The organism is Acinetobacter sp. CAU_H_78, from assembly GCF_058599365.1.
The window spans coordinates 503,404-525,252 of the sequence record NZ_CM178652.1 but is presented as its reverse complement, the minus strand read 5'-3'; the positions used below and the strand labels follow the sequence as shown (position 1 = coordinate 525,252).

Annotated in this window: 21 protein-coding genes; 13 read left to right on the top strand and 8 right to left on the bottom strand. The window is 44.0% G+C overall.

What is annotated here, in order from left to right:
* Entirely contained in the window at nt 1-930 is a 930-nt protein-coding gene (cysM, locus tag AC4MCD_RS02580; protein ID WP_034702431.1) for a cysteine synthase CysM, read from the bottom strand.
* Nucleotides 931-1,261: 331 nt separating this feature from the next.
* On the opposite strand from cysM, the gene AC4MCD_RS02575 reads away from it, so the two are divergent.
* The 5 genes from AC4MCD_RS02575 (at nt 1,262) to rsfS (ending at nt 7,175) form a co-directional block, all read left to right on the top strand.
* Complete coding sequence (locus AC4MCD_RS02575) at nt 1,262-4,069, top strand: GacS-like sensor histidine kinase (protein WP_419375144.1); 2,808 nt, start codon at nt 1,262-1,264, stop codon at nt 4,067-4,069.
* Between the two features lie 101 nt (nt 4,070-4,170).
* On the top strand, nt 4,171-4,959 hold the full coding sequence (locus AC4MCD_RS02570) for a crotonase/enoyl-CoA hydratase family protein (protein WP_491876541.1): 789 nt from the start codon (nt 4,171-4,173) through the stop codon (nt 4,957-4,959).
* A 36-nt stretch (nt 4,960-4,995) separates the two neighbouring features.
* Complete coding sequence (locus AC4MCD_RS02565; protein WP_419365690.1) at nt 4,996-5,862, top strand: NAD(P)-dependent oxidoreductase; 867 nt, start codon at nt 4,996-4,998, stop codon at nt 5,860-5,862.
* 41 nt (nt 5,863-5,903) lie between these two features.
* Nucleotides 5,904-6,692: a hydroxypyruvate isomerase family protein gene (locus tag AC4MCD_RS02560; RefSeq protein ID WP_419365689.1), complete on the top strand. Its 789-nt coding sequence runs from the start codon at nt 5,904-5,906 to the stop codon at nt 6,690-6,692.
* Between the two features lie 81 nt (nt 6,693-6,773).
* Nucleotides 6,774-7,175: a ribosome silencing factor gene (rsfS, locus tag AC4MCD_RS02555; protein ID WP_419365688.1), complete on the top strand. Its 402-nt coding sequence runs from the start codon at nt 6,774-6,776 to the stop codon at nt 7,173-7,175.
* 319 nt (nt 7,176-7,494) lie between these two features.
* On the opposite strand, the gene AC4MCD_RS02550 is transcribed toward rsfS, so the two are convergent.
* The 3 genes from AC4MCD_RS02550 to AC4MCD_RS02540 are packed head-to-tail and all read right to left on the bottom strand — an operon-like array spanning nt 7,495 to nt 10,406.
* Complete coding sequence (locus AC4MCD_RS02550; RefSeq protein WP_159123084.1) at nt 7,495-8,940, bottom strand: NAD(P)(+) transhydrogenase (Re/Si-specific) subunit beta; 1,446 nt, start codon at nt 8,938-8,940, stop codon at nt 7,495-7,497.
* Between the two features lie 3 nt (nt 8,941-8,943).
* A complete protein-coding gene (locus AC4MCD_RS02545; protein WP_004783638.1) occupies nt 8,944-9,267 on the bottom strand; it encodes a proton-translocating transhydrogenase family protein in 324 nt (107 codons plus the stop codon).
* Between the two features lie 11 nt (nt 9,268-9,278).
* Nucleotides 9,279-10,406 (bottom strand): Re/Si-specific NAD(P)(+) transhydrogenase subunit alpha, encoded by a 1,128-nt coding sequence (locus AC4MCD_RS02540; protein ID WP_034170850.1) that lies wholly within the window; start codon nt 10,404-10,406, stop codon nt 9,279-9,281.
* Nucleotides 10,407-11,374: 968 nt separating this feature from the next.
* On the opposite strand from AC4MCD_RS02540, the gene AC4MCD_RS02535 reads away from it, so the two are divergent.
* Nucleotides 11,375-12,562 carry an MFS transporter gene (locus AC4MCD_RS02535; RefSeq protein ID WP_491876540.1) on the top strand — a complete coding sequence of 396 codons (1,188 nt, stop codon included), beginning with the start codon at nt 11,375-11,377 and terminating at the stop codon, nt 12,560-12,562.
* Nucleotides 12,563-12,568: 6 nt separating this feature from the next.
* Here AC4MCD_RS02535 and AC4MCD_RS02530 read toward each other — a convergent pair whose 3' ends face one another.
* The gene (locus AC4MCD_RS02530) at nt 12,569-13,213 is read right to left on the bottom strand and encodes a hypothetical protein (protein ID WP_419375146.1); all 645 of its coding nucleotides are present in this window, start codon (nt 13,211-13,213) and stop codon (nt 12,569-12,571) included.
* Between the two features lie 296 nt (nt 13,214-13,509).
* Here AC4MCD_RS02530 and dusA point away from each other — a divergent pair, with 296 nt between their 5' ends.
* A complete protein-coding gene (dusA, locus tag AC4MCD_RS02525) occupies nt 13,510-14,532 on the top strand; it encodes a tRNA dihydrouridine(20/20a) synthase DusA (protein WP_419365685.1) in 1,023 nt (340 codons plus the stop codon).
* 49 nt (nt 14,533-14,581) lie between these two features.
* Here dusA and AC4MCD_RS02520 read toward each other — a convergent pair whose 3' ends face one another.
* Nucleotides 14,582-15,094: a hypothetical protein gene (locus AC4MCD_RS02520; protein WP_491876539.1), complete on the bottom strand. Its 513-nt coding sequence runs from the start codon at nt 15,092-15,094 to the stop codon at nt 14,582-14,584.
* Nucleotides 15,095-15,317: 223 nt separating this feature from the next.
* The gene (coaBC, locus tag AC4MCD_RS02515; protein WP_262738091.1) at nt 15,318-16,592 is read right to left on the bottom strand and encodes a bifunctional phosphopantothenoylcysteine decarboxylase/phosphopantothenate--cysteine ligase CoaBC; all 1,275 of its coding nucleotides are present in this window, start codon (nt 16,590-16,592) and stop codon (nt 15,318-15,320) included.
* A gap of 113 nt (nt 16,593-16,705) precedes the next feature.
* On the opposite strand from coaBC, the gene radC reads away from it, so the two are divergent.
* The 3 genes from radC (at nt 16,706) to AC4MCD_RS02500 (ending at nt 19,474) form a co-directional block, all read left to right on the top strand.
* Nucleotides 16,706-17,401: a RadC family protein gene (gene radC, locus AC4MCD_RS02510; protein WP_419375150.1), complete on the top strand. Its 696-nt coding sequence runs from the start codon at nt 16,706-16,708 to the stop codon at nt 17,399-17,401.
* Nucleotides 17,402-17,472: 71 nt separating this feature from the next.
* The gene (locus AC4MCD_RS02505; protein ID WP_104425728.1) at nt 17,473-18,384 is read left to right on the top strand and encodes a bestrophin family protein; all 912 of its coding nucleotides are present in this window, start codon (nt 17,473-17,475) and stop codon (nt 18,382-18,384) included.
* Nucleotides 18,385-18,451: 67 nt separating this feature from the next.
* Nucleotides 18,452-19,474 carry a hypothetical protein gene (locus tag AC4MCD_RS02500; protein WP_491876538.1) on the top strand — a complete coding sequence of 341 codons (1,023 nt, stop codon included), beginning with the start codon at nt 18,452-18,454 and terminating at the stop codon, nt 19,472-19,474.
* Between the two features lie 2 nt (nt 19,475-19,476).
* On the opposite strand, the gene AC4MCD_RS02495 is transcribed toward AC4MCD_RS02500, so the two are convergent.
* Complete coding sequence (locus AC4MCD_RS02495) at nt 19,477-20,328, bottom strand: PHP domain-containing protein (protein ID WP_491876537.1); 852 nt, start codon at nt 20,326-20,328, stop codon at nt 19,477-19,479.
* Between the two features lie 44 nt (nt 20,329-20,372).
* Here AC4MCD_RS02495 and AC4MCD_RS02490 point away from each other — a divergent pair, with 44 nt between their 5' ends.
* The 3 genes from AC4MCD_RS02490 to AC4MCD_RS02480 are packed head-to-tail and all read left to right on the top strand — an operon-like array spanning nt 20,373 to nt 21,839.
* Complete coding sequence (locus AC4MCD_RS02490; RefSeq protein ID WP_005233839.1) at nt 20,373-20,984, top strand: septation protein IspZ; 612 nt, start codon at nt 20,373-20,375, stop codon at nt 20,982-20,984.
* 28 nt (nt 20,985-21,012) lie between these two features.
* Nucleotides 21,013-21,315 carry a YciI family protein gene (locus tag AC4MCD_RS02485; protein WP_491876536.1) on the top strand — a complete coding sequence of 101 codons (303 nt, stop codon included), beginning with the start codon at nt 21,013-21,015 and terminating at the stop codon, nt 21,313-21,315.
* A 5-nt stretch (nt 21,316-21,320) separates the two neighbouring features.
* Nucleotides 21,321-21,839 carry an SH3 domain-containing protein gene (locus AC4MCD_RS02480; protein ID WP_491876535.1) on the top strand — a complete coding sequence of 173 codons (519 nt, stop codon included), beginning with the start codon at nt 21,321-21,323 and terminating at the stop codon, nt 21,837-21,839.
* Nucleotides 21,840-21,849: the final 10 nt, after the last annotated feature.

Sequence of the window (21,849 nt, the reverse complement as noted above, 5' to 3'; positions counted from 1 at the left end):
TTATTCAGGATCTTGTACAGAGAATAAGCCTGTAGACAGGTAACGGTCACCACGGTCACAGATAATACATACAATCACTGCATCCGGATTTTCTTCTGCAAGCTTGATCGATGCCCAAACTGCACCGCCAGAAGATGTTCCGGCACTGATGCCTTCTTTTTGCGCCAGTTTACGCATGGTGCGTTCCGCTTCAATCTGTGGAATATCGATAATACGGTCGATACGGCTACGATCAAAAATTGTTGGCAAATATTCTTCTGGCCAGCGACGGATACCGGCAATGCTAGAACCATCAGATGGCTGCAGGCCCACAATCTGAATATCCGGATTCATTTCTTTCAGATATTTAGATACGCCCATGATCGTACCTGTAGTACCCATTGAGCTGACAAAGTGAGTAATCTTGCCGCCTGTTTGCTGCCAGATTTCAGGACCTGTGGTCAGGTAATGCGCTTCGACATTGTCCGGGTTACCAAACTGGTTTAACACCAGACCTTTACCTTCAGCCTGCATTTGCAAGGCCAGATCACGTGCACCTTCCATGCCCTGCTCTTTGGTCACTTCAATCAGTTCAGCACCATAAGCACGCATCGCGTCCTTACGCTCCTGACTCATGTTATTCGGCATAATCAGCTGCATCTTGTAACCGCGCATGGCCGCAACCATTGCCAATGCAATCCCTGTATTTCCGCTGGTCGCCTCAATCAAGGTATCACCCGGTTTGATCTGTCCGCGCTTTTCCGCCTGCATGATCATGTTATACGCTGGACGGTCCTTGACCGAGCCTGCCGGATTATTTCCTTCGAGTTTTGCGAGTACTGTGGCTTGAGTGTGACTAGCCAGACGCTGCAAACGCACCAGTGGCGTTTTGCCTACATAATGGTCCAGTAAAAATTCGTCTGCTTGAAAATCAGGGGTGGTATTACTCATTATTTGCACCTATATCGAGGTGCGGCTATTGTATGAAAAAATGCATTTCCCTGCACCCATTTATAGCAGTGCTTTTGCATAAAACTGTATAAATCACGATCGGCATGGCCAATTCGTCCTGTTTTAGCTTGATAAAACTCCTTAATCATGACAGTGACTTAGCTCACCTCTCCCCCTGAAAAGGTTTGTTCAAACACCCATAATGACTGTTCAGCATAATAGTTCTTATTTTCTGCCTTAATCTGGAGCTTTAGAAAAATAATGCTGAAATTTTAACAGTAGATTTAAAGCATGCTAATATGCAAAGCATAAGGAAAATACTGCTTGAATCATGTCAAATATCAACAAAAAGCTGTTTAAACGCCTACACTTAAATCATGCTTATGGACAGCTGATTGCACTGATTTTTGTACCCATTACTATTCTGGCCTGTGTCGGCGCTGCTCTGGTCATTTCAGAAACTTCCAATGCCGCCCGTGCCCAGCAAAAGCAGATGGCCATTGCGATTCTGACCCGTTTTCAGGCCACTTCTGAATATGCGCTGGACATTCTGAGCCTATATCCATGGCAATATGAGCAGGCTCATGATGCCATGCAAAATATGCTGAATGAAAAGCATCTGGTTCGTGCGGCTATTCTGGATGAAAATGGCAAAAGTAAACTCGGCATTGGTTTTCAGGAGCAAGCGCCTTGGCCGGACTTTAAAAAAGATAGCAATTTTGTTGGCCCGATATTAGATAAAAACAATCATATTTATGCAGTCAAAGTAAATGAAAATGGCATGAATGCAGGCTGGCTGGCAATTGAACTAGACAACCAACCCTTAGAAATTGCCCGCTACCGGGTCTTGATCGTTTTGATTGCAACCGGCTTATTGACCTTATTGCTCTTGTTGTTATGTCTGAATTTCTATTCGCGTCGCTGGATTGCGCCAATGTATGAGATTCGCATGCAGCTACAACGCCTGAATGCCGACACTCTAGATCAGCACATGGTGATTAACAGTACCGGTGAACTGCGTCTTTTGCAGCGTGATATTGCCAATGTGGTGAAACGTCTGCATTTCAGTTTTCTGGAATTGCGCGAGCATACCGAACAGACTGAAGACGATTTGCGCCGTACCCTAGATACTTTAGAAGTTCAAAATATTACTTATCGTCAAGCACGTGACCAGGCGATCTCTGCCAACCAGGCCAAGTCGGTGTTTCTGGCCAATATTTCCCATGAATTACGCACACCCTTAAACAGTATTGATGGTTTTATTCACCTGCTGCTGCGTCAAGGCAATCTTAGCAATGAGCAAAGCCTGTATTTGCAGACCATCCGCAAATCTTCTGCGCATCTGCTGGCCCTAATCAATGATGTACTGGATTTCTCCAAGATCGATGCTGGCAAACTGGAACTGGAAACTGCACCTTTTGATCTGGAAGAAGCTATCTTTGATGTGATGGACATGCTCTCGCCACTGGCTGCACAGAAGCATATCGATATGGCGTTCTATTTTGCAGACAATGTGCCAAAACATGTGATTGGTGATGTACTACGCTTCAAGCAGATTCTGACCAACCTGATTTCCAATGCGATCAAGTTTACTCCAGACGGCGAAATCATTGTTCGGGCACGCATGGAGCACGATGATATTGGACAATGTCTGCTGCATTTCAGCGTTCAGGATAGCGGCATTGGCCTGAGCGGAACTGACCGTAAAAAACTGTTTGAATCCTTCTCGCAAGGCGACACCTCGGTCACCCGCCAATTCGGTGGTACAGGTCTAGGACTGGCCATTTCCAAACAGCTGGTTCACCTGATGCATGGTCAGATCGGCTTTGAAGACAATCAGGAACGCGCTCCAACAGAAAAAGGCTCAACCTTCTGGTTTACCGCCCAATTCCCGGTGGATGAAGATATTATCCATGAGCACCCGGATTTCAGTGATCTGACCGTTGTGTCTTATCTTGCCCACCCGGCAACGGCGAATGTCTTAAGACATTATCTGGAAAATTATCGCGTTAAACATATTGAATCGACGTCCATTCTGGATCTGTTCAGCCGTCTGAACCATTTACAAAATATCGAGAATACCTGGCTGATTGTCGACCATAGTGGCGATAGCCAGGCTCTACTGACAGAGATTCGCTCTCGCTATCAGGGACATCTGGCTGTATATGGTTATCAGATGCAGCTTGATCCGAACATGCTGAATGATCATCGTGCCCGCGCCCTGCATCAGCCACTCAGTCGTAGTGCCCTAATTCAGCTACTTGGTAATCAACCCGTCTTCGATCAGGAACAGCATGAAGACTTTAATGGTCAGGGACTGCATATCCTTGCCGTTGATGACCATCTGCCGAACCTGATTGTTCTGGAGGCATTGCTGGCCGAACTGAATGTCACCACAACCAAAGCCATTAGCGGACAGGAAGCGATTGATATCATCCAGAGCCGTTATGAACAGGGCCTGCCGTCCTTTGATCTGGTGTTTATGGACATTCAGATGCCAGTGATGTCCGGTATCGATACCACCCGTGCAATCCGTTCACTGGAATCAACTTTCGAAAATCATCAGCGTCTACCGATTATTGCCCTGACAGCACATGCCCTTTCCGATGAGAAGCAAAAACTGTTGCAAAATGGCATGGATGATTATGTCACCAAGCCTATTCAGATTGATCAGATCGTGCAGATTCTGACGCATTGGACGACTGAGAGTTTTAAAAAGATTCCGGTGCTGGAACGTGCCAATGTCATTGATGCGCTAGATCCGAATATTCTGGACTGGCAACAAAGCCTGCAACTGGCGGCCAATAAAGAAGATCTAGCGGTCGATCTGCTCAGTATGCTGGTCGACAGTTTTGAAAAGGAGCTGGATGAGATTGAGCAATTGATTGAACTGGAAGATTTTCCGCAGCTGGAACATGTCTTGCACCGTCTCTATGGGGCTACCCGTTATGTCGGCACACCGACTCTGCAAAAAGTTACCGGAAGTTTTGAACAGTTTGTCTCGACCTTGCGTAAGGAACGTCGTAAAGCCGATGACAGTTTTGTTCAGGAAGTACTGAAATACCTAGATGAGTTGAAAGCCGTGATTGAGCAGGTAGAACAGGCAGCCCAGCAAATCTTAAACAAGCATAGTGGTTAAATCATTGCTGTTTAATCACTCATATCTGTATGACCGCACTGTCATGCAAGCACAGATTGCTCATGCTATGCTCGCTTACAGAAAAATTAAGGATGAATACCATGTCACTTGTGCGCTTTGAAAAAAATAATGGAATTGCCACGGTTACTCTCAGCCGTCCAGACAAACGTAATGCCATGAGCTTTGCCCTGCTGCGTGAACTGGTGCAGATTGCAAACCAGATTAAAAAAGACAAGTCGGTGCGTTGTGTCATTTTAACCGGTGAAGCGCAGGTCTTTAGTGCCGGCATTGACTTGGCCGATTTAAACAATCCTAAAAATCGTGCCTATGCGGCCTGGGAACTGATCCGTCCTGGACAGAGCTTATTTCAGAAAGCTTTTCTGGTCTGGCAGGAATTGCCTGTCCCAGTAATTGCAGCCATTGAAGGTTTCTGCTTTGGTGCAGGTATGCAACTTGCGTTGGCTGCGGATATCCGGATCGCCCACCCTGCGACCAAAATGTCAATTATGGAAACTCGTTGGGGCCTAGTACCAGACATGGGACTAACGCGTTCACTCAAAGGTCTGATCGGGATTGATCTAGCCAAAGAGCTGACCTTAACCGCACGTATTTTTGAAGGTGCCTATGCCAAAGAAATTGGCCTGATCACCCATGTTGATGAACAGCCATTAGCAAAAGCACAGGTTTTGGCTGAAGAAATGTTACAACGCTCTCCAGATGCCTTGATGGCCTCTAAATTTGTGCTGGATGCGATGGAACACAAACCCAAAAAGTCACTGCGTATGGAAAAAATCTGGCAACTTAAACTGTTACTCGGTAAAAACAGCCAACTGGCACGTAAAAAGGATAAAAATCCGGATGTGCAGTTTGTGCCACGTCAATATCGATAATTATAGCTGAAGCAAAATCAAAAGATGAGAGATAAGATGCAATTCGATCGTGATAGCAAAATTGCCTTTTTAGGTATGGGACTCATGGGCAGTCGTATGGTAACCCGCTTGCTAGAAGCAGGTTTTCAAGTTGCAGTCTGGAACCGTACGGCCAGTGCCTGCGATCCTTTGCTTGCCCTCGGAGCCACTCCGCTATCTCTAGATCAAATTGCAGATTATCCGGTTATTTTGACCTGTCTGGCAGATGATGCCGCAGTGCAATCGGTCTTTGGGCAGATTCAACCACATCTGGTAGCTAGTCAGATCATTGTCGATTTTTCCAGCCTTTCTGTACATCAAACCAAAACTCTAGCTGAACAGGCCCAAGCTAAACAAGCGATCTGGATTGACTCTCCTGTGTCTGGCGGTACAGCCGGTGCAGAACAAGGCACGCTAGTCATCTTCGCGGGTGGTGATGCAAAAACTATTACCGCACTTGATCCCATCTATACCGTGCTTTCACAACGTGTCACTCGCATGGGTGATACGGGAACCGGTCAGGCGACTAAAATCTGTAACCAGCTGATTGTAGCGGCGAACAGTACCCTGATCGCTGAAGCAGTGGCCCTGGCCGATCGTGCCGGTGTGGATACAGCCCTACTAGCACCTGCATTAGCCGGTGGTTTTGCTGACTCCAAGCCTTTTCAGATTCTGGCCCCACGTATGGCCAGCCAGACTTTTGAACCCGTGCAATGGAAAGTGCAGACACTATCTAAAGACCTGAACAATGCGGTGCAACTGGCTGCTACTTTATCTTTGGATATCCCTGTGGCAAGCCAGGCCCTATCTCAACTCAAAGCCCATCAGCAAGACGGATTTGCAGAAGCCGATCTGGCCACTGTAATCAAGCACGTAGACCGTTAAATATTCGATTTCAATATTCTATCTTGAGCAAGGAAAAGCCCATGACCAAACTCGCCGTTAACCTTTCCATGATTTTTACGGAAGTACCGCTGTTAGAACGTTTTGCCTTGGCTCATGCGCATGGTTTTAAACATGTGGAAATCCAGTTTCCCTATGAACTGAGTATTGAGCAGATCCAGCAGCAGCTTCAGTTGCATGATCTGGATATCTGCCTGATTAATGTGCCTGCCGGCGATCTGATGCAAGGTGGACATGGTCTGGCCGGCATCCCTGGACAGGAAATCGAGTTTCGTCATGCCGTAGAGCAATCCATTCAATATGCGACTGCTTTGAATGTGCCGAGTGTCAATATTCTGGCCGGCAAACAGCCACTGGATTGTGACCTGCTTCCTTGCCTGAACAGCTTGGCGAGTAATCTGAAAGTTGCCTGCTCCATGCTCTCTGATTATCAGATTCAGCCGGTTTTTGAAATGATCAACGGTCAGGATATGCCACGCTTTCTGATTCAGAATGTGGCTCAAGCTCAGGAGATGCTGGAAGCTGTCAATCATCCATCCTTGAAAATGCAATATGACTGTTATCATATGGCCATGATGGGTGAAGATGTACTTGAAGCCTTAAAAGAAAATATTGCAGAGATTGGTCATATCCAGTTTGCAGACTGCCCGGGGCGTCATCAACCAAATACGGCTTCCATTCCATATTATGAGATTTTTCAATGGTTAGAGAATAGCCAATACAATGGTTATGTCGCAGCCGAATATAAACCTCTGGGGACTTCGGAAGAATCCTTTGACTGGAAAGAACAGTTCTTCCCAGAGTATGACTAAAGCGGCGGAAGGTGCATTTGAAATTTTGGGCTAAAACCGCTATATTAGATCATGCATAATTGTTAGGAAATTATACTCCCTATGAATTTAGAACCATCGCCCAGCGCTTCTAATTCTCACGATCACACTATGAATTCTCATGCACAAGCAGTAAATGCATGCTTGAAAGTTGTACATGCAGCCCTCGAAGATGTAAAGGCTAAAGAAGTTGTTCAGCTTGATGTTGCTAGCATCAGTAACGTGGCAGATGCCATGGTGATTGCAAGCGGTACATCAACCCGTCATATCAAATCACTTGCAGATAATGTTGCTGAAGAAGCACGTAAAGCAGGTTTCCGTCCGCTTGGTATCGAAGGCGAACGTGATGCAGAATGGATCCTGATTGATCTAGGTTTTGTTGTAGTGCACTGCATGCTGCCTACAGCGCGTAAATTCTATGATCTAGAAAGCCTATGGCGCAATCCTACAGATTCTGTAGCATAAATATCGAATATTCAAAAAAAGCGACCTATGTAGGTCGCTTTTTTTATATTGTTTAACTTGAATCGAAAAAGAAATTTATGGGTCAAAAACTTTAATGAATTCGTTTTTTGATCAGATTTAATCATTCAGCCTATTCTTTAAACGTTTTGTTGCAATTTTATCCAGACCAATTTTCTAAAAATAAAACACCATAGCTAATTTTACTTTGTAATTCTTTTCGATTCAGCTTTTATATAGGAAGGAGAATTTATCTGTAATTTAAATGGAAAAATCCCCCTTTTAAAAGGAGGATTTAAGATGATTCAGCGAATGGAAAGTCTTAGTGACCTGTACCATTAATCGCTTTAGTCATATCTTCCACAACTTTCTTCGCATCACCGAAAATCATCATGGTCTTGTCGTTATAGAACAAGTCATTGTCCAGACCTGCATAACCGGTCGCCATAGAACGCTTGATTACCATGATGGTACGCGCCTTGTGAGCTTCCAGAATTGGCATGCCGTAGATCGGTGAGTTCGGATCGTCTTTTGCAGCTGGGTTTACAACGTCGTTTGCACCAATAACCAGTACTACGTCAGTTGCCGGGAAGTCTGAGTTGATCTCGTCCATTTCCAGAATATCTTCATAAGGAACATCAGCTTCTGCAAGCAATACGTTCATATGACCAGGCATACGACCAGCTACCGGGTGAATCGCAAAACGTACAGTCACGCCCTGCTCTTTCAGCAAGTTTGCCAGCTCTTTTACTGCGTTTTGTGCACGGCCTTGTGCCATACCATAACCCGGTACAATGACAACGCTGTCTGCATTCGACATTAAGAAGCCAGCATCATCCGCAGAACCTGAACGGTAGTTACGTTGCACTTGTGCACCCGCAGCTGCTGTCGGCGCAGCTGCACCACCCATCGCACCACCAAACAATACATTGATGATCGAACGGTTCATCGCTTTACACATGATGTAAGACAGAATCGCACCTGAAGAACCAACCAGCGAACCCGCAACGATCAGCATGTTGTTTTCCAGTGTGAAACCAATCCCTGCTGCTGCCCAGCCTGAGAATGAGTTCAACAGCGAAACTACAACCGGCATATCGCCGCCGCCTACTGGTGCAATCCATACCCAGCCAAATGCCAGTGCAAGACCAGTCATTGCCCAGAAAGATGTCATGCTACCTGTCAGGAAGAAGTGAATCCCTGCTGCCAGCATTGCAATAAAGATCAGAGCCTGAACCGGTTTTACCCAGCCACCTGAAATGGTTTTTGCCCATTTCTTTGCAGCCAGCTTGCCGTATGCAAATACAGAAGCAGTAAAGGTAATCGCTCCCACAAAACAGCCCACAAACAGTTCAAACAGGTGAACCTTGCTCATTTCATGGAAAGTCACACCATTTGCAGCTAACAGGTCTGGACCTAATTCAACCAGCTTGTTGTTATGGATAATTGCGGCAACTGCAATCAGTACCGCAGCCAGACCCACCAGTGAGTGCATAAGTGCCACAGTTTCTGGCATCTGGGTCATTGGTACAGTACGTGCACGCGCAATACCCACCACTGCACCCGCAGCCATTGCTGCAAGAATCATCCAGACTACTGGATTTTCAGCAACAAAGAATGTGGTCACTACAGCAATCGCCATGGCGATCATACCGTAGCGGTTACCTGCAATTGCAGTTTTAGGACCAGACAAACCACGTAGCGTTAAGATAAAAAGAACGGCGCCAATCAGGTAGAACCAATCCGCATACTCTCGAATAAATTCCATGGTTTAACCCTCTTTCTTCTTTTGCTTAGGTTTGAACATTTCCAGCATACGTGCAGTCACGGCAAAGCCACCGAAAATATTAATGCTCGCCAGAAATACTGCGATTGCCCCCAGTACACTCACCACGTTAATGGTCTGGAAATCCACGCTGCCTTCAACGCCCACCATTGGCAGGCCAACAGTTTGAATCATTGCGCCCACGATAATGATCGAAGACAAGGCATTGGTCACCGCCATCAATGGCGTATGTAGTGCTGGTGTTACCCCCCAAACCACGTAGTAACCCACGAAGATGGCCAGGACGAAAATCGTAATTGTTTCAACCATGAGTCTGCTCCTTAACCACGTTTTAACAGCACTTGGCCGCCGTGAGTGACAAGTAGGGCTTTTTGAATTTCATCTTCCTGATTCAGGACAAAGTTCTTGTCTGCATCAAAAAGTGTTTCAACAAAGTTATAGACGTTACGTGCATATAGCGCTGATGCTTCAGTCGACACCGTTGATGGAATATTTGGCACACCCAGAATCTTCACACCATTTTCAGTCACAACAGTTTCACCGCATTTAGAACCTTCCACGTTACCGCCTGATTCCACTGCCATATCCAGAATCACTGAGCCTGGTTTCATCTTGGCTACGGTTTCAGCGCGGATTAAGCGTGGTGCATCACGACCTGGTAACAATGCAGTGGTAATCACGATATCGGCATTCGATACCGCTTTATCGACAATCGCTGCCTGATCCTTGATGTACTGTTCACCTGGCATCCAGCCATAACCGTTTTTAGCTGCTTCATCAGCACGTGCCTGCTCTTCAGGAGACATCGGTACGTCTAGCCATTTACCACCCAAAGACTCAACCTGATCTTTGGCAGTCGGACGAAGGTCAGTTGCTTCTACGACTGCACCCAGACGTTTCGCTGTTGCAATCGCTTGAAGTCCTGCTACCCCGACACCCATGATCACGACACGAGCCGGTTTTACCGTACCTGCCGCTGTCATCAGCATTGGGAACATGCGCTGATATTCAGCAGCGGCTAATAGCACTGATTTATAACCTGCAAGGTTCGCTTGCGAAGACAATACGTCCATGTTTTGCGCACGTGACAGCGTACGTGGCAAAAGCTCAAGAGCAAAGGCAGACACATTCTGTGCCGCGAACTGGTCAAGCTCGGTATTGCGGTATGGGTCAAACATCGCTACAACCGTGGTGTTGGCTGACAGCTTTTGAATTTCCTCACCCTTCGGTGCACGAACTTTCAAAACTATCTGGCTACCGGTGTAGGCATCATCCGTAATTTTGGCACCAACTTGCTCATAGGCACTGTCGATGTAGGCAGCTTTAACACCTGCTCCACGTTCGATCACCACACTATGACCAGCGCTGATCAATTTCTTTACTGTCTCAGGCGTCGCAGCGACGCGATTTTCACCGACGACAGTTTCGGCTGGAATTCCAATCTGCATGAGCGTCCCTCAAGCTAATTTTTTCTTAAGTAAACACCGTGATTTACGGTGCTTCCCCTCAGGATGTGTTTTTGTTGAATTTTTGGATTCTAATTAAACTTCTAGAAATTACTACCTATTATTTATTTAATAAATACCCATATTTTGAACTGACGATTCATAAAAATGATGCTGTCATATAGCATTTATTAGTTCAGCCTGATTATTTTGATTTGCTGAATTTATAAACGATATTCATTCTCTTGAACGATGACTATTTTCCTGGCTATTTTTTATTAGATTACTTTTTGTTTTATTTTGTTACATTGATCATTCTGACAGATATTTCATTTTTCTTGCTAGGCAAATCTTTATTTCAAATGAACTGATAAAGCCTAAATTAAGGCACTTTTCTAGGGCAGTTTTCTGTTTTTGACCTTTTTGACAAATTTGATCTACTTTGGAATATTCATTTTTAAGATCTAAAAATACTGTTTTCCTATAACTTTTTCATTTTTGACTCATAAAAAATATGAATTGATGATGAAAAAATTGATTGGGGATTCACTTATTTGACTTATTCAGCTCAAGTCTTAAGACTTGCTTGAAATAGGTGAAAAAAATATTCTGCAACATTTATTATATTAATACTCAGCCCACTGTCAGATTTACAAATTCTTCATTTTGCACCAATTTTGGGCAATCACTGATTCAGATTGATCTCTGTCACTTGGTCTTAAATGAGATGACTTAATACAAAGCGCTTCCACGTACATTTTCTTAAGTGAAAAAGTTAAATTTCTAGCGAATTTTCATCTCTTCTCAATTCAGAAACGTACTTTTTTGTGGCATTTCTCTTATATTAGTTCGAGCACTTTGCACTATTTTTCTCCTTTTATCCTGACGGGTTTTCGCCTATAGTGCCTGCAACTTACGCATCATCTTTGATGTTCTTTATAAAAATTCTCCCTGAGCTTAAGGTACTTGCCATGACTCCTCCTCTCGATATCAGTCAAAATAAATCCCTGTTATGGCTGATGGCGATCGCATGTGGTTTATGTGCAGGTGCAAACTATTATTGCCAACCGCTTATCTCCTCAATTCAGCAATATTATCAGGTACCAGAATCCCAAGTGGCGCTGACCGTGACCTTTGCGCAGGTTTCTTATGCCTTGGGCCTGCTGTTTATTGTGCCTTTGGGAGACATGCTGAATAAGTCCAGACTCATTCCTTTTTTGATGTTTGGTGCCGCCTTAGGTTTGCTGATCTGTGCCACAGCAGTCAACCTGCCGATGCTCTGGGTGGGGACTATTATTGCCGGGCTATTTTCTGTTGCTGCCCAGATTCTGATTCCTTTAGCTACGATGGCTGTCCGACCTGAAAAAACCGGAGAAGTGGTCGGTTTTCTCATGAGTGGCTTATTAGTCGGTATCTTATTGTCGACCAGTATTGCCGGATTGCTTTCAGACCTGTTTCACTGGAAAACCATTTATGCGCTCAGCAGTATGGCACTATTGGTTTTGGGCTTTTACTTAAAAGGACAATTACCCAGCATGCCGCGTATGCGAATCAGTTATGCAGCGATTTTCAAATCCATGGGTACGCTACTGCGTGAGGAACCGCGACTGGGCTTACGCTCCCTGATTGGTGCATGTGCCTTTGCAGCCATGAGCATGCTGTTTTCAACCATTGCCCTGCTACTGACCCAAAAACCTTTTCATCTTTCTGATGTGATGGTGGGCCTGGTGACCCTAGTTGGTGTTTTTGGTGCGCTATCCACTCAGGTTATTGGTAAATGGGCGGATCGTGGTTATATCAAGATCCTGACCTGGATTGGCTGTTCAATTCTGGCAGGAAGCTGGCTATTTTTATATTTTGGTGGCGTATCTCTGCTCAGTTATATTCTGGGTTATGCCCTGATTAACTTAGGTCTGGCGATTACTCATAGCTGTAATCAGAACGTGATTTTCCGCTTGCGCCCGGATGCCAAATCACGCCTGAACTCTATTTACATGACGCTGTATTTCATTGGTGGTGCCTGTGGTTCTGCCTTGGGGGTATATGCCTGGCATCATGGTGGCTGGAGCATGACCTGTCTGTTTGGACTTGGCTTGGCGCTATGCGCTATCCTGTTCGTGCTGATGGATCAATGGCAGCAGCATCGAGCAAAAGCTTAAACAAATTTAGCTGACTTGTACGACTGGGTAATAAGGTTTACCCGAATCCCAAGTTGCTGCATTTTCCAAAAGAATGCAGATAAAAGTGGGCAGCAACCCGGCCAGAACCCGGCAACTGTCTTGGAGCTGCTTTATATTAAATGAACTTTGATAAGTCGCACCGCCCTGCATAAGCTGATAATGCAAGGTGGAAAGACGGTTAAAAATCACCAATAAGATTTCACTTAAATTCTGTTCCTGTACAGCCTTTTGTATTTTTTGTTTTTGCTGGTCTAATGCTTCACGACAGCTTTCCAGACTGACTTTATGATGACGATAATCCCAGAAACCTTGATCGGTATAAGGGCTATCCAGCAGCGCAGAAATTGGCTGGCTATATTTTTCCCAGACAATATGCTGAAGTTTTTGTTCCACATCTTTTTGACAAAGAGTTTCTAGAAATTGATGCAGGCTTTGTTGATCCTGACGAACCTCTGTTTCTTGTGCATAAATCGAATTAAAACTGATCCACAGGCTAATAAACTTAAACTCTAGTTCCTCATCCAGCTCTAATGCTTTTTTAAACCAGCTAAGTCCCCGTTGAATCCGTAAATTAAAATAGTCTGAATGCTGAGGTTTTTTGCTTTTATAAATCTCCTCCAACATGAGCATCGTTATTCTCCTTATTTATCTCGTTTTCTTTATCTTAATCTTAAATATCTCAAAATATAGCATTGCAGAATGACTGGGAGTTTATTTTTTCAATTCCCACAGTTTCTCTTGTTAAATATCTTTATTGGAATGACAGTTATAGATCCTCATGCAGTTCAGCCTTTGGTCATGCAAATTTTATGCTAGTATTACGCCCTCTTTTTGCAGTACTGCTTTTTTTTGAGCAGATTTCCAGCAATTCCTGCTCATTCTTGTACTGCTATTACTCTTCCATTTCATTTAAGGCGTGATTTTGAATGACTGATCTCAGCACCATTGAAAACAAACTTCAACCTCGCATCAGTGTTGCGCCGATGATGGACTGGACCACCAAAGACTATCGTTTCTTTGCGCGCCTGTTTAATCCAAATATCATTTTATATACCGAGATGGTGACGACAGGCGCCATCATTCATGGCGATGCCAAACGGCATCTGGACTTCAATCAAGAAGAGCATCCAATTGTGTTACAGCTCGGCGGTTCAAATCCTCAAGATCTGGCAACTTGTACTAAAATGGCTCAGGACTGGGGATATAACGAAGTTAACCTGAATGTCGGCTGTCCGAGTGATCGGGTACAGAATAATAAAATCGGTGCCTGCCTGATGGCCGAACCTGATCTGGTCGCAGAATGTATTGATACAATGCGTAATGCCGTTGATATTCCGGTGAGTGTGAAACACCGCATTGGTATTGATGACATGCATTCTTATGAAGAGATGCTGCATTTTGTGGATACGGTCGCCAAAACCGGTTGCGATAACTTTATTGTGCATGCCCGAATTGCTTTACTCCAAGGTCTTTCACCTAAAGAAAACCGTGAAATTCCGCCACTACGCTATGAAGATGTTTACCGTCTGAAGCAGGACCGTCCGGAACTGACCATTGAAATTAATGGTGGAATTAAAACTTATGCAGAAACGCTTGAACATCTCAAACATGTCGATGGCGTGATGATTGGCCGCGAAGCCTATCACAACCCGTACCTTTTAGCTGAGCTGGGTCAACTATGGAATCTCGAAGCACCAGACCGTTTTGAGATCATGCAACAAATGCTGCCTTATATTGCCCAACGTATGGCTGAAGGTGCACCATTGTCGATTATTACCCGTCATATTTTAGGTTTATTTCAGAACTTGCCAGGTGCACGTAAATGGCGCCAGGCTTTAAGTGGCGGCAATGCCAAAACGCTAAAAGATGTAGAAACAGCATTATTGAATATTCAGGAAGCCATGCAGCGCACTGAAGATTATCTGCGTGAACATCAAGTTCAGCCTTAAAATCAAAAAGCACCGAGATCCGGTGCTTTTTAATGACCTAAAATAAAAATTAGTGGGTATAGGCTGTAATATTTCCCACCGGAATCGGTTCTTCATCATAGGAAGCCGCTTGCAGGACAGGTTCTGTAACTGGACGGACATCTGGCCCTAACTCAATACTGGTAGGCTCATTCACAGGTTTCAGATCATCAAGTGATGAGGCCAACTGTTCCAGTTCACGATCCAGTTGCTGACGATATTTTTCAATCTCGATTTCATCGATAAAGGCAAAAGCATCGTCTTCAATAGCCCAGCTATAACCACCATTCACCTTTGAAATTTTGACGTTAATGGGATATTCATTGCCCTGATAATTCAGATGTGAAACCGCTTCAAACTCATTGCCTTTGCGATGGCGGATTTTTACATTTACCACAGTCAGACGATAATGCTGATAATTCGGATTGGCATTAAATTCTTGCTGCATTTGTCCTTGAATATTTCTGGCCAGTTCATCAATTGATACAAAATAGCTGCATCCAGCCAGACAGGCGATCATCAATATCATTATGATTTTTTTCATCCCGCCCCCTTGTGTTCTCTCACTGCTTTACAGATGTGTAAAACTTTTCATCTTTGGATTATTCTGTGATCTATTTTATACTTTTTTTAAATAAATGAATAAATAAATCCTTAGTCTATAAAGTCGTTTTTATTTTTATGTCATACCGATTTTTTAACTTAATAGTAAAAAACTGGTAATAAAAAGCCCTGAACCAGTCAGGGCTTTAATCGTCATTTAAAACTTAAAAATCATCTTCTGCAGCAGGATCATGGTGCAAGGCATCATGGATCGCTTCAACCAACTGCTGGGCAATTTCCTGTTTAGAGGCCTTATCCAAATCACGCTTATCCAGATGATAGTGTTCGGCAAAGAATACCGTCATGGCATTTTCATCGGATGCAAAGCCAATATCCGCACGCGAAACATCATTGCAGGCAATCATATCCAGTTTTTTCGCCACCAGTTTACCCGCTGCATATTCTTCAATATTTCGGGTTTCTGCAGCAAAGCCTACCATAAATGGACGTTTTTCCTGCTGTGCGATGGTCGCCACAATATCCGGATTCTTTATTAAAGCGACATTCAGCTCATCGCCTGCTTTCTTGATTTTATGCTCGGCCACCTGTGCGACACGATAATCAGCTACTGCAGCGGTTGCAATGAAGATGTCACAGCCCTGCTCCAACATTTGCATACTTTCATTCAGCATTTGCACTGCAGAAGAAACATTTTTACGTTTGACGCCATTCGGTGTATCCAGGCTCACCGGTCCAGCAATCAGGGTCACATTCGCTCCAGCTGCATAACAGGCTGCTGCCAATGCAAAACCCATTTTCCCGGTACTGTGGTTGGAAATATAACGTACCGGGTCAATCGCTTCACGAGTCGGACCAGCTGTAATGGTTACTTGCTTACCCGCCAGCATGCCAAATTTTTCTGCAATCGCGCGCTGAGCTTTATGGAAATACTCTGTGACCTGACGTGCCAGATCTTCCGGTTCCGGCATACGGCCCAAGCCTACATCACCACAAGCTTGAGAACCGGCATCCGGCATAATCACATGTACGCCATCTTCAATCAAAGTCGCAAGATTACGCTGTGTCGCTTTGGCAGCCCACATCTGCTGGTTCATGGCTGGTGCTACCCAAACCGGTGCATTGGTCGCCAGATACAAAGTGCTGAGCAAATCATCTGCAAGACCTGCAGCAAATTTTGCCAGCGTGTCGCAACTGGCTGGCGCTACCAATAACAGATCAGCCCAACGTGCCAGCTCGATATGCCCCATGCCTGCTTCTGCTTCAGGATCCAGCAACTCGGTATGTACCGGATTGCCTGACAAAGCTTGAAAGGTCAAAGGAGTAATGAAAGCCTGTGCGCCTTGAGTCATGACAACCCGCACATTAAACCCGGCATCTTTCAGACGACGAACTAGAATGGCACTTTTATAGGCAGCAATACCGCCAGTGACTGCTAAAATGATATTTTTATGAGGAATTACACTTAGATCAAAGCTCACGAACAGCTTACCTTTCTGTTGCAGTGGGGCTCACAATAGCATTAAATAATTGCATTCCCAAGAGATCAGCTTCAGGGAAAACCCATAATTCATAATAAATAAGTCTAATAACTATGCAATTTTCAATCAAAAACTGGCCTGAGCTGGAACGGCCGCGGGAACGTTTAATTCAATATGGAGCAGAAAGTTTATCTGATGCAGAACTACTCGCCATTTTTCTCCGATCAGGTTCACAACAGCACTCGGCCGTAGAATTAGCCCGGCTACTGATTCAACATTTTGGCCATTTAACTGCTTTACTCGATGCACCTTTACAAGAAGTCAGCCAGTTTCATGGCATGGGCATCAGTAAATATACCCAACTGATGGCGGTTAAAGAATTAGGACGGCGTTATATTGCCGAGCATCTTAAACAGGATGCTTTAGAATTAAGTAATTCAAAAAGACTACGGGATTATTTACGTTTCGAATTATTGGGTGAAAATCAGGAAGTGTTCGCGGTCCTGTGTCTGGACGCCAGTTTAAGGAAAATTGCATTTAAAAAGCTGTTTTATGGCTCTGTGAATACATGTGATATTTCGATTAATCAGTTGCTCAGATATGCCATTACCCAACAGGCAACTTCAATTGTGATTGCGCATAATCACCCCTTGGGCCAAGCCACTCCTTCTAAAGCTGACCTGTATCTGACCCGCCAGATTCAGCAGGCATGTCGACTGGTCGATATCCGTTTAATTGATCATTGCATCATTGCTCTGGAAGGCAGTTTTTCCTTTGCTGAGCAGCAACTCATCAAACCTGAAGTCTAAGGGGGAATAGCACTTGACAAAGCAGCTACAACTCAAGAAGATCATGAAAAAAATTGTGATGATTCCAATAAATGATCGTACGTGACCAGCAGAACGTTTTTAAATTATTATTTTCCTGGCGAGGAACGATTTTACCTAAGGTTCTACCTCCTTTAGGCGTGGTCATGCTGATTTCAGCCATTATTGGTGGTTTTTCACGTGTAGGTTACTTTCATTTTCCAGAACTCCCTCTCGTTGGCTTTACCCTCATCGGCGTAGTACTGTCTATCTTTCTCGGATTTAAAAATACTGCCTGTTACGACCGTTGGTGGGAAGCACGTAAACTCTGGGGTATTCTGATTGCCAATGCACGTCATTTTGACCGGGACTGCCGGATGTTGTCTCAAGGCCGTCGTGAACGTGTGATTCAGCACGTCATCGTTTTCGCAAATGTCCTGCGTGACCGTCTACGCCATCAGACAGCCAATCCAACTGAACTGGTGGAAACCAGTGGGATGAGCCAGCAGGCAATTACCCAGCTCTATCAACAGGCCAATGCACCGCAATATACCTTGAGCCTGATTCAATGGGAGCTGATGCAGGCTCTCAAAGAAGGTGAAATCTCTGACATCATTTATATGCAGATGAATAATCATGTCGCAGAACTCAGTATTGTGCAGACAGGTTGTGACCGGATTGCGACAACTCCCTTACCTTTTGCTTATTCGGTTCTGCTGAACCGTACTGTTTATTTCTTCTGTTTTATTCTGCCGTTTAGCCTTGGTGCCACATTAGGTTTATTCACTCCTTTTCTGGTCGGCATTCTCGCTTATACCTTCCTAGGACTGGACGCTTTAAGTTCAGAAATCGAAGAGCCTTTTGGCACCCAAAGCAATGACTTACCACTTGATTCTATGGTGCGTACTATTGAAATTGAACTCTTGGGAACTCTAGGTAAACCGACACCTCCGCCGATTCAGGCTCGAGATAATAATTTGCTATAATTTATAAATAAATGCCTCAGAATTAGCATTTTGAGGTTCTAATTTTTATCTAAAAATTCAAAAAAATATGGAATTAAAACAAAAAATTCAACAAGCGGTGCCTCAACCCATTGTTCGACCATGGTTGGCTTTAGCACTATTTTTACTTTGTGCCATCTTGGCTTTTATAGTGAGTTCATTAGTCCAATCAGAACTTTTTCTCGATCTTCAACGTAGGCCTGTTTTCCATATTTTATTTAGTCTATGTGTTCCCCTCTTTCTGTTTCAGGATCGAGGAATAAATTTAAAGTTTCCTTTTTTTATACAAAAATATTTGATCGATCCTCAACTCAAAAAAGATATGACTGAGCAAGCAGTCCAACATTCACAAGCAATTATTCTGGCTCAACGTACTATTCGTGCAAAATGGTGGCAGGTGAAACAGCCACAGTTATTATTACAACTGCCCAATCATGATCAAGGCATCTGGTTTAATGTAGATTTAAAACAGGTTTTTAATCTTTCGCCTTTTTTTACACTTCAAGTCAAATTAAGTGATGCGATGATTGGGCAACTGATCGATATACATTTTTTGACACGCTCTCATGTAATCATCCAGTTATTTGAAATTTCCCAAAATAATGATTTTTCAATATTCATTGGCACAGAAGTTGGAGCACAAAGAGGACTAGGGAGATTAGAAAAAATCCCATCGGCGCTTATGCTCGACTTATCCCGAATTACACACATAGAAGCCTTGAGAACCTGTCCAGAAAGTCATGACTTACAGTTAACCACAGGTTATGGTAAAACTTATCTCATTCATTCTCATGCAAAATACTTTAAACAATTGGAACTCGCCTTATCCTCACGCATTGATGTGATTGCCTATCGTAAGTTCAAACTTGATCTCAAGATTGATCATCTGTTCATTTCAAAAAAACATCCAAACTTTTATCGAAATTTAGTCCTGACTTCCATCATGCTGTATATCGTCATCATGACTTTAATCACTTCTGAATGGGCCTTATTACTTGTTAATGTCCTCATTCTGCATTTGATGTATAAATTCGCCCAAGATCTTAAAACTGATCCATTCATCAAGATTTAGAATTAACAAAAACTCTCCCAAATCCCGACCTGCCCTGGTTTTAAGCTCGGCACATTCCCCAGTTTAATCCAGGGCATATGGTCGCCATGAAAATCACTGCCAATTGAAACTTTAAGTCCTTGCTCTGCAATCATTCGGTCGACCATCTGACGGGTTGAACTTGGATCAATAGCGGGCGGTAACTCCACTGCATCTCCACCAAACTTGGCGAAGATCTCGATCAGATAACGAATATTAGTCGCGGATAAATCATAACGGGTTGGATGTGCCAGTACGGCAAAGCCACCGCTGTCATGAATCACCTGAATGGTTTCTTCCAGACCCAGACCATCAAATTTGACATAGGCCTTTTTACCTTCCTTGATGTATTTATCAAAGGCCTGTTGGGGACGGGTCACAATGCCTTTTTCTACCAGCGTTTTGGCAATATGGGTTCGGGTAACCCGATCAGGAATATTGTCAACTTTGGCAATCACGTCAGCATAAATATCCTGACCAATTAAAGGAACCAGAAGATCACAGATCTGCTTAGAGCGTTCAGCACGAATAATTTTCTGCTGATTGAGGGCTTTTTGTAACGGCTCAGGATTCTGAACATTGAGTGCCACAATATGCACACCATAATTTTTCTTGGTCGCTGGACGTGACCACTGGCTGGAAATCTCGACTCCAGAAATTATCTTAATCTCATGTTTTTTGGCAGCTTCTTCAGCCAGCTCCAAACCGTCCATGGTGTCATGATCAGTTAGGGCCAAAGTATGGATGAATTTGCCCGCAGCCGCTTCGACCAATTGCTGAGGACTCAAAGTTCCATCAGAAATATTACTATGTGTATGTAAATCTACGCCGTGCATCTCTATACTATGACATTTATTTGATCAGATTTAGATACTCTAACATGAAAGCACTTTTAGACTTTGTGCCACTCATTATTTTCTTTTATTTATATAAAACTGTAGATCCAAAAGACACTGACCATCAACTTTTACAATTGATCGGTTCTGCGGGGGGTGTCGACAATAACAATATTCTCGTTGCAACTACAGGTCTGATCATTTCCATGCTGGTGGTCTATGGTGCGTTATTTGTCATGCAAAAATTCCGTCTGGACAAACAGCAATGGATCGTTCTGTTTATGACGGTGATCTTCGGTGGTATTACCTTGATGCTCAGCGACGATTTCTATATCCGTCTTAAAGCTGTATTACTGAATCTGGTTTTCGCTGGTGTCTTCCTGTTATCGCCATGGTTTAGCAAAGATAAGAAGCCACTCATCCAGCGTCTGTTTGGACCGGTATTCAATTTGAGTGCCAAAGGCTGGCTCAAATTAAACTATGCCTGGGTCGGTATGTTTACTCTCATGTCATTTCTGCATACTTTCTTCGCCTATTTATGGATGGATGGAAAATATTGGGGCGAATTTACTGCATTCGGTGACATGATTGTGATGTTTTCCTTTATCATTATTCAGTTTATTGTATTGCGCAAATACTTTAGAACAGCTGAATAAGTCCAACTACAAACGATAGAGAGTCATCATGCCATTATTCGTCGTTAGCTGTACCGACCGGGAAGGTACAGTTGAAAAACGCCTTGCGATTCGTCCACAACATCTTGCACGTCTGGAACAGTTAGATGCTGAAGGATGTCTGATTGTTGCAGGTGCCATGCCTAAAGATCCAGCCAATCCTCAAGCCGGTTTCTATGGCAGTACCATCATCGTTGATTTTGACAGTCGTGAAGCACTGGATGCATGGTTACAGGATGAGCCATTCCTGAAAGAAGGTGTGTACGCGCATATTGATGTGAAACCATTTAATAAAGCATTTCCTAAAGGATAAGGTTCATGCGCGCTGTTACCGCCAGTTTCATTGGCTTTTGTTTCATGATTCCTTCTGCCTGGGCTGTTGAAGTTTCTGCTCCAGCTGCCCCGGCTACACAGCCAGCAGCTACTCCTGTTCAAGCTGTTACCACACAAGCACCTGCTCAGGGTGCTTCTGCACAGCAGGCTGGAATTATTCCAGCAGTTGCGACAACAGCTCAGACAGTTCAGCCAACTGAAAAAAAACCGCTCACTGCAGAAGAAATTGCCAAGCAGAAAGCCCAGCAAGATGCCAAAGTCAAAGCTTTAGTCAAAGATCAGGCAACGCGTCTACAGCAACTGGAAAAAGCCAATCTGGAAGCCCTGTCACAAAATCAGGAATTGCAGCTCAAGAATGACAATCTCGGGGTTCAGGTACAGGTCTTGCAAAGTGAACGTAGTGCCCAGATGTTTCTCTACGGCGCGGCAACTTTGGCAGTCGGTGTATTACTTGGCTTTCTGATTGCAAGCTATGTTTATACCAAACGTCGCCGTCAGTGGTAATCTATAAGCC

Excerpts from the sequence above, each read along its gene's own strand:
- AC4MCD_RS02575 (WP_419375144.1), top strand. The coding sequence starts at position 1,262 with ATGTCAAATATCAACAAAAAGCTGTTTAAACGCCTACACTTAAATCAT.
- AC4MCD_RS02540 (WP_034170850.1), bottom strand. The coding sequence starts at position 10,406 with ATGCAGATTGGAATTCCAGCCGAAACTGTCGTCGGTGAAAATCGCGTC.
- AC4MCD_RS02545 (WP_004783638.1), bottom strand. The coding sequence starts at position 9,267 with ATGGTTGAAACAATTACGATTTTCGTCCTGGCCATCTTCGTGGGTTAC.
- AC4MCD_RS02495 (WP_491876537.1), bottom strand. The coding sequence starts at position 20,328 with ATGCACGGCGTAGATTTACATACACATAGTAATATTTCTGATGGAACT.
- AC4MCD_RS02530 (WP_419375146.1), bottom strand. The coding sequence starts at position 13,213 with ATGCTCATGTTGGAGGAGATTTATAAAAGCAAAAAACCTCAGCATTCA.
- AC4MCD_RS02500 (WP_491876538.1), top strand. The coding sequence starts at position 18,452 with ATGGAATTAAAACAAAAAATTCAACAAGCGGTGCCTCAACCCATTGTT.
- AC4MCD_RS02565 (WP_419365690.1), top strand. The coding sequence starts at position 4,996 with ATGCAATTCGATCGTGATAGCAAAATTGCCTTTTTAGGTATGGGACTC.
- AC4MCD_RS02485 (WP_491876536.1), top strand. The coding sequence starts at position 21,013 with ATGCCATTATTCGTCGTTAGCTGTACCGACCGGGAAGGTACAGTTGAA.
- AC4MCD_RS02550 (WP_159123084.1), bottom strand. The coding sequence starts at position 8,940 with ATGGAATTTATTCGAGAGTATGCGGATTGGTTCTACCTGATTGGCGCC.
- AC4MCD_RS02570 (WP_491876541.1), top strand. The coding sequence starts at position 4,171 with ATGTCACTTGTGCGCTTTGAAAAAAATAATGGAATTGCCACGGTTACT.
- AC4MCD_RS02560 (WP_419365689.1), top strand. The coding sequence starts at position 5,904 with ATGACCAAACTCGCCGTTAACCTTTCCATGATTTTTACGGAAGTACCG.
- radC (WP_419375150.1), top strand. The coding sequence starts at position 16,706 with ATGCAATTTTCAATCAAAAACTGGCCTGAGCTGGAACGGCCGCGGGAA.
- dusA (WP_419365685.1), top strand. The coding sequence starts at position 13,510 with ATGACTGATCTCAGCACCATTGAAAACAAACTTCAACCTCGCATCAGT.
- cysM (WP_034702431.1), bottom strand. The coding sequence starts at position 930 with ATGAGTAATACCACCCCTGATTTTCAAGCAGACGAATTTTTACTGGAC.
- AC4MCD_RS02520 (WP_491876539.1), bottom strand. The coding sequence starts at position 15,094 with ATGAAAAAAATCATAATGATATTGATGATCGCCTGTCTGGCTGGATGC.
- AC4MCD_RS02505 (WP_104425728.1), top strand. The coding sequence starts at position 17,473 with ATGATCGTACGTGACCAGCAGAACGTTTTTAAATTATTATTTTCCTGG.
- AC4MCD_RS02535 (WP_491876540.1), top strand. The coding sequence starts at position 11,375 with ATGACTCCTCCTCTCGATATCAGTCAAAATAAATCCCTGTTATGGCTG.
- AC4MCD_RS02490 (WP_005233839.1), top strand. The coding sequence starts at position 20,373 with ATGAAAGCACTTTTAGACTTTGTGCCACTCATTATTTTCTTTTATTTA.
- AC4MCD_RS02480 (WP_491876535.1), top strand. The coding sequence starts at position 21,321 with ATGCGCGCTGTTACCGCCAGTTTCATTGGCTTTTGTTTCATGATTCCT.
- rsfS (WP_419365688.1), top strand. The coding sequence starts at position 6,774 with ATGAATTTAGAACCATCGCCCAGCGCTTCTAATTCTCACGATCACACT.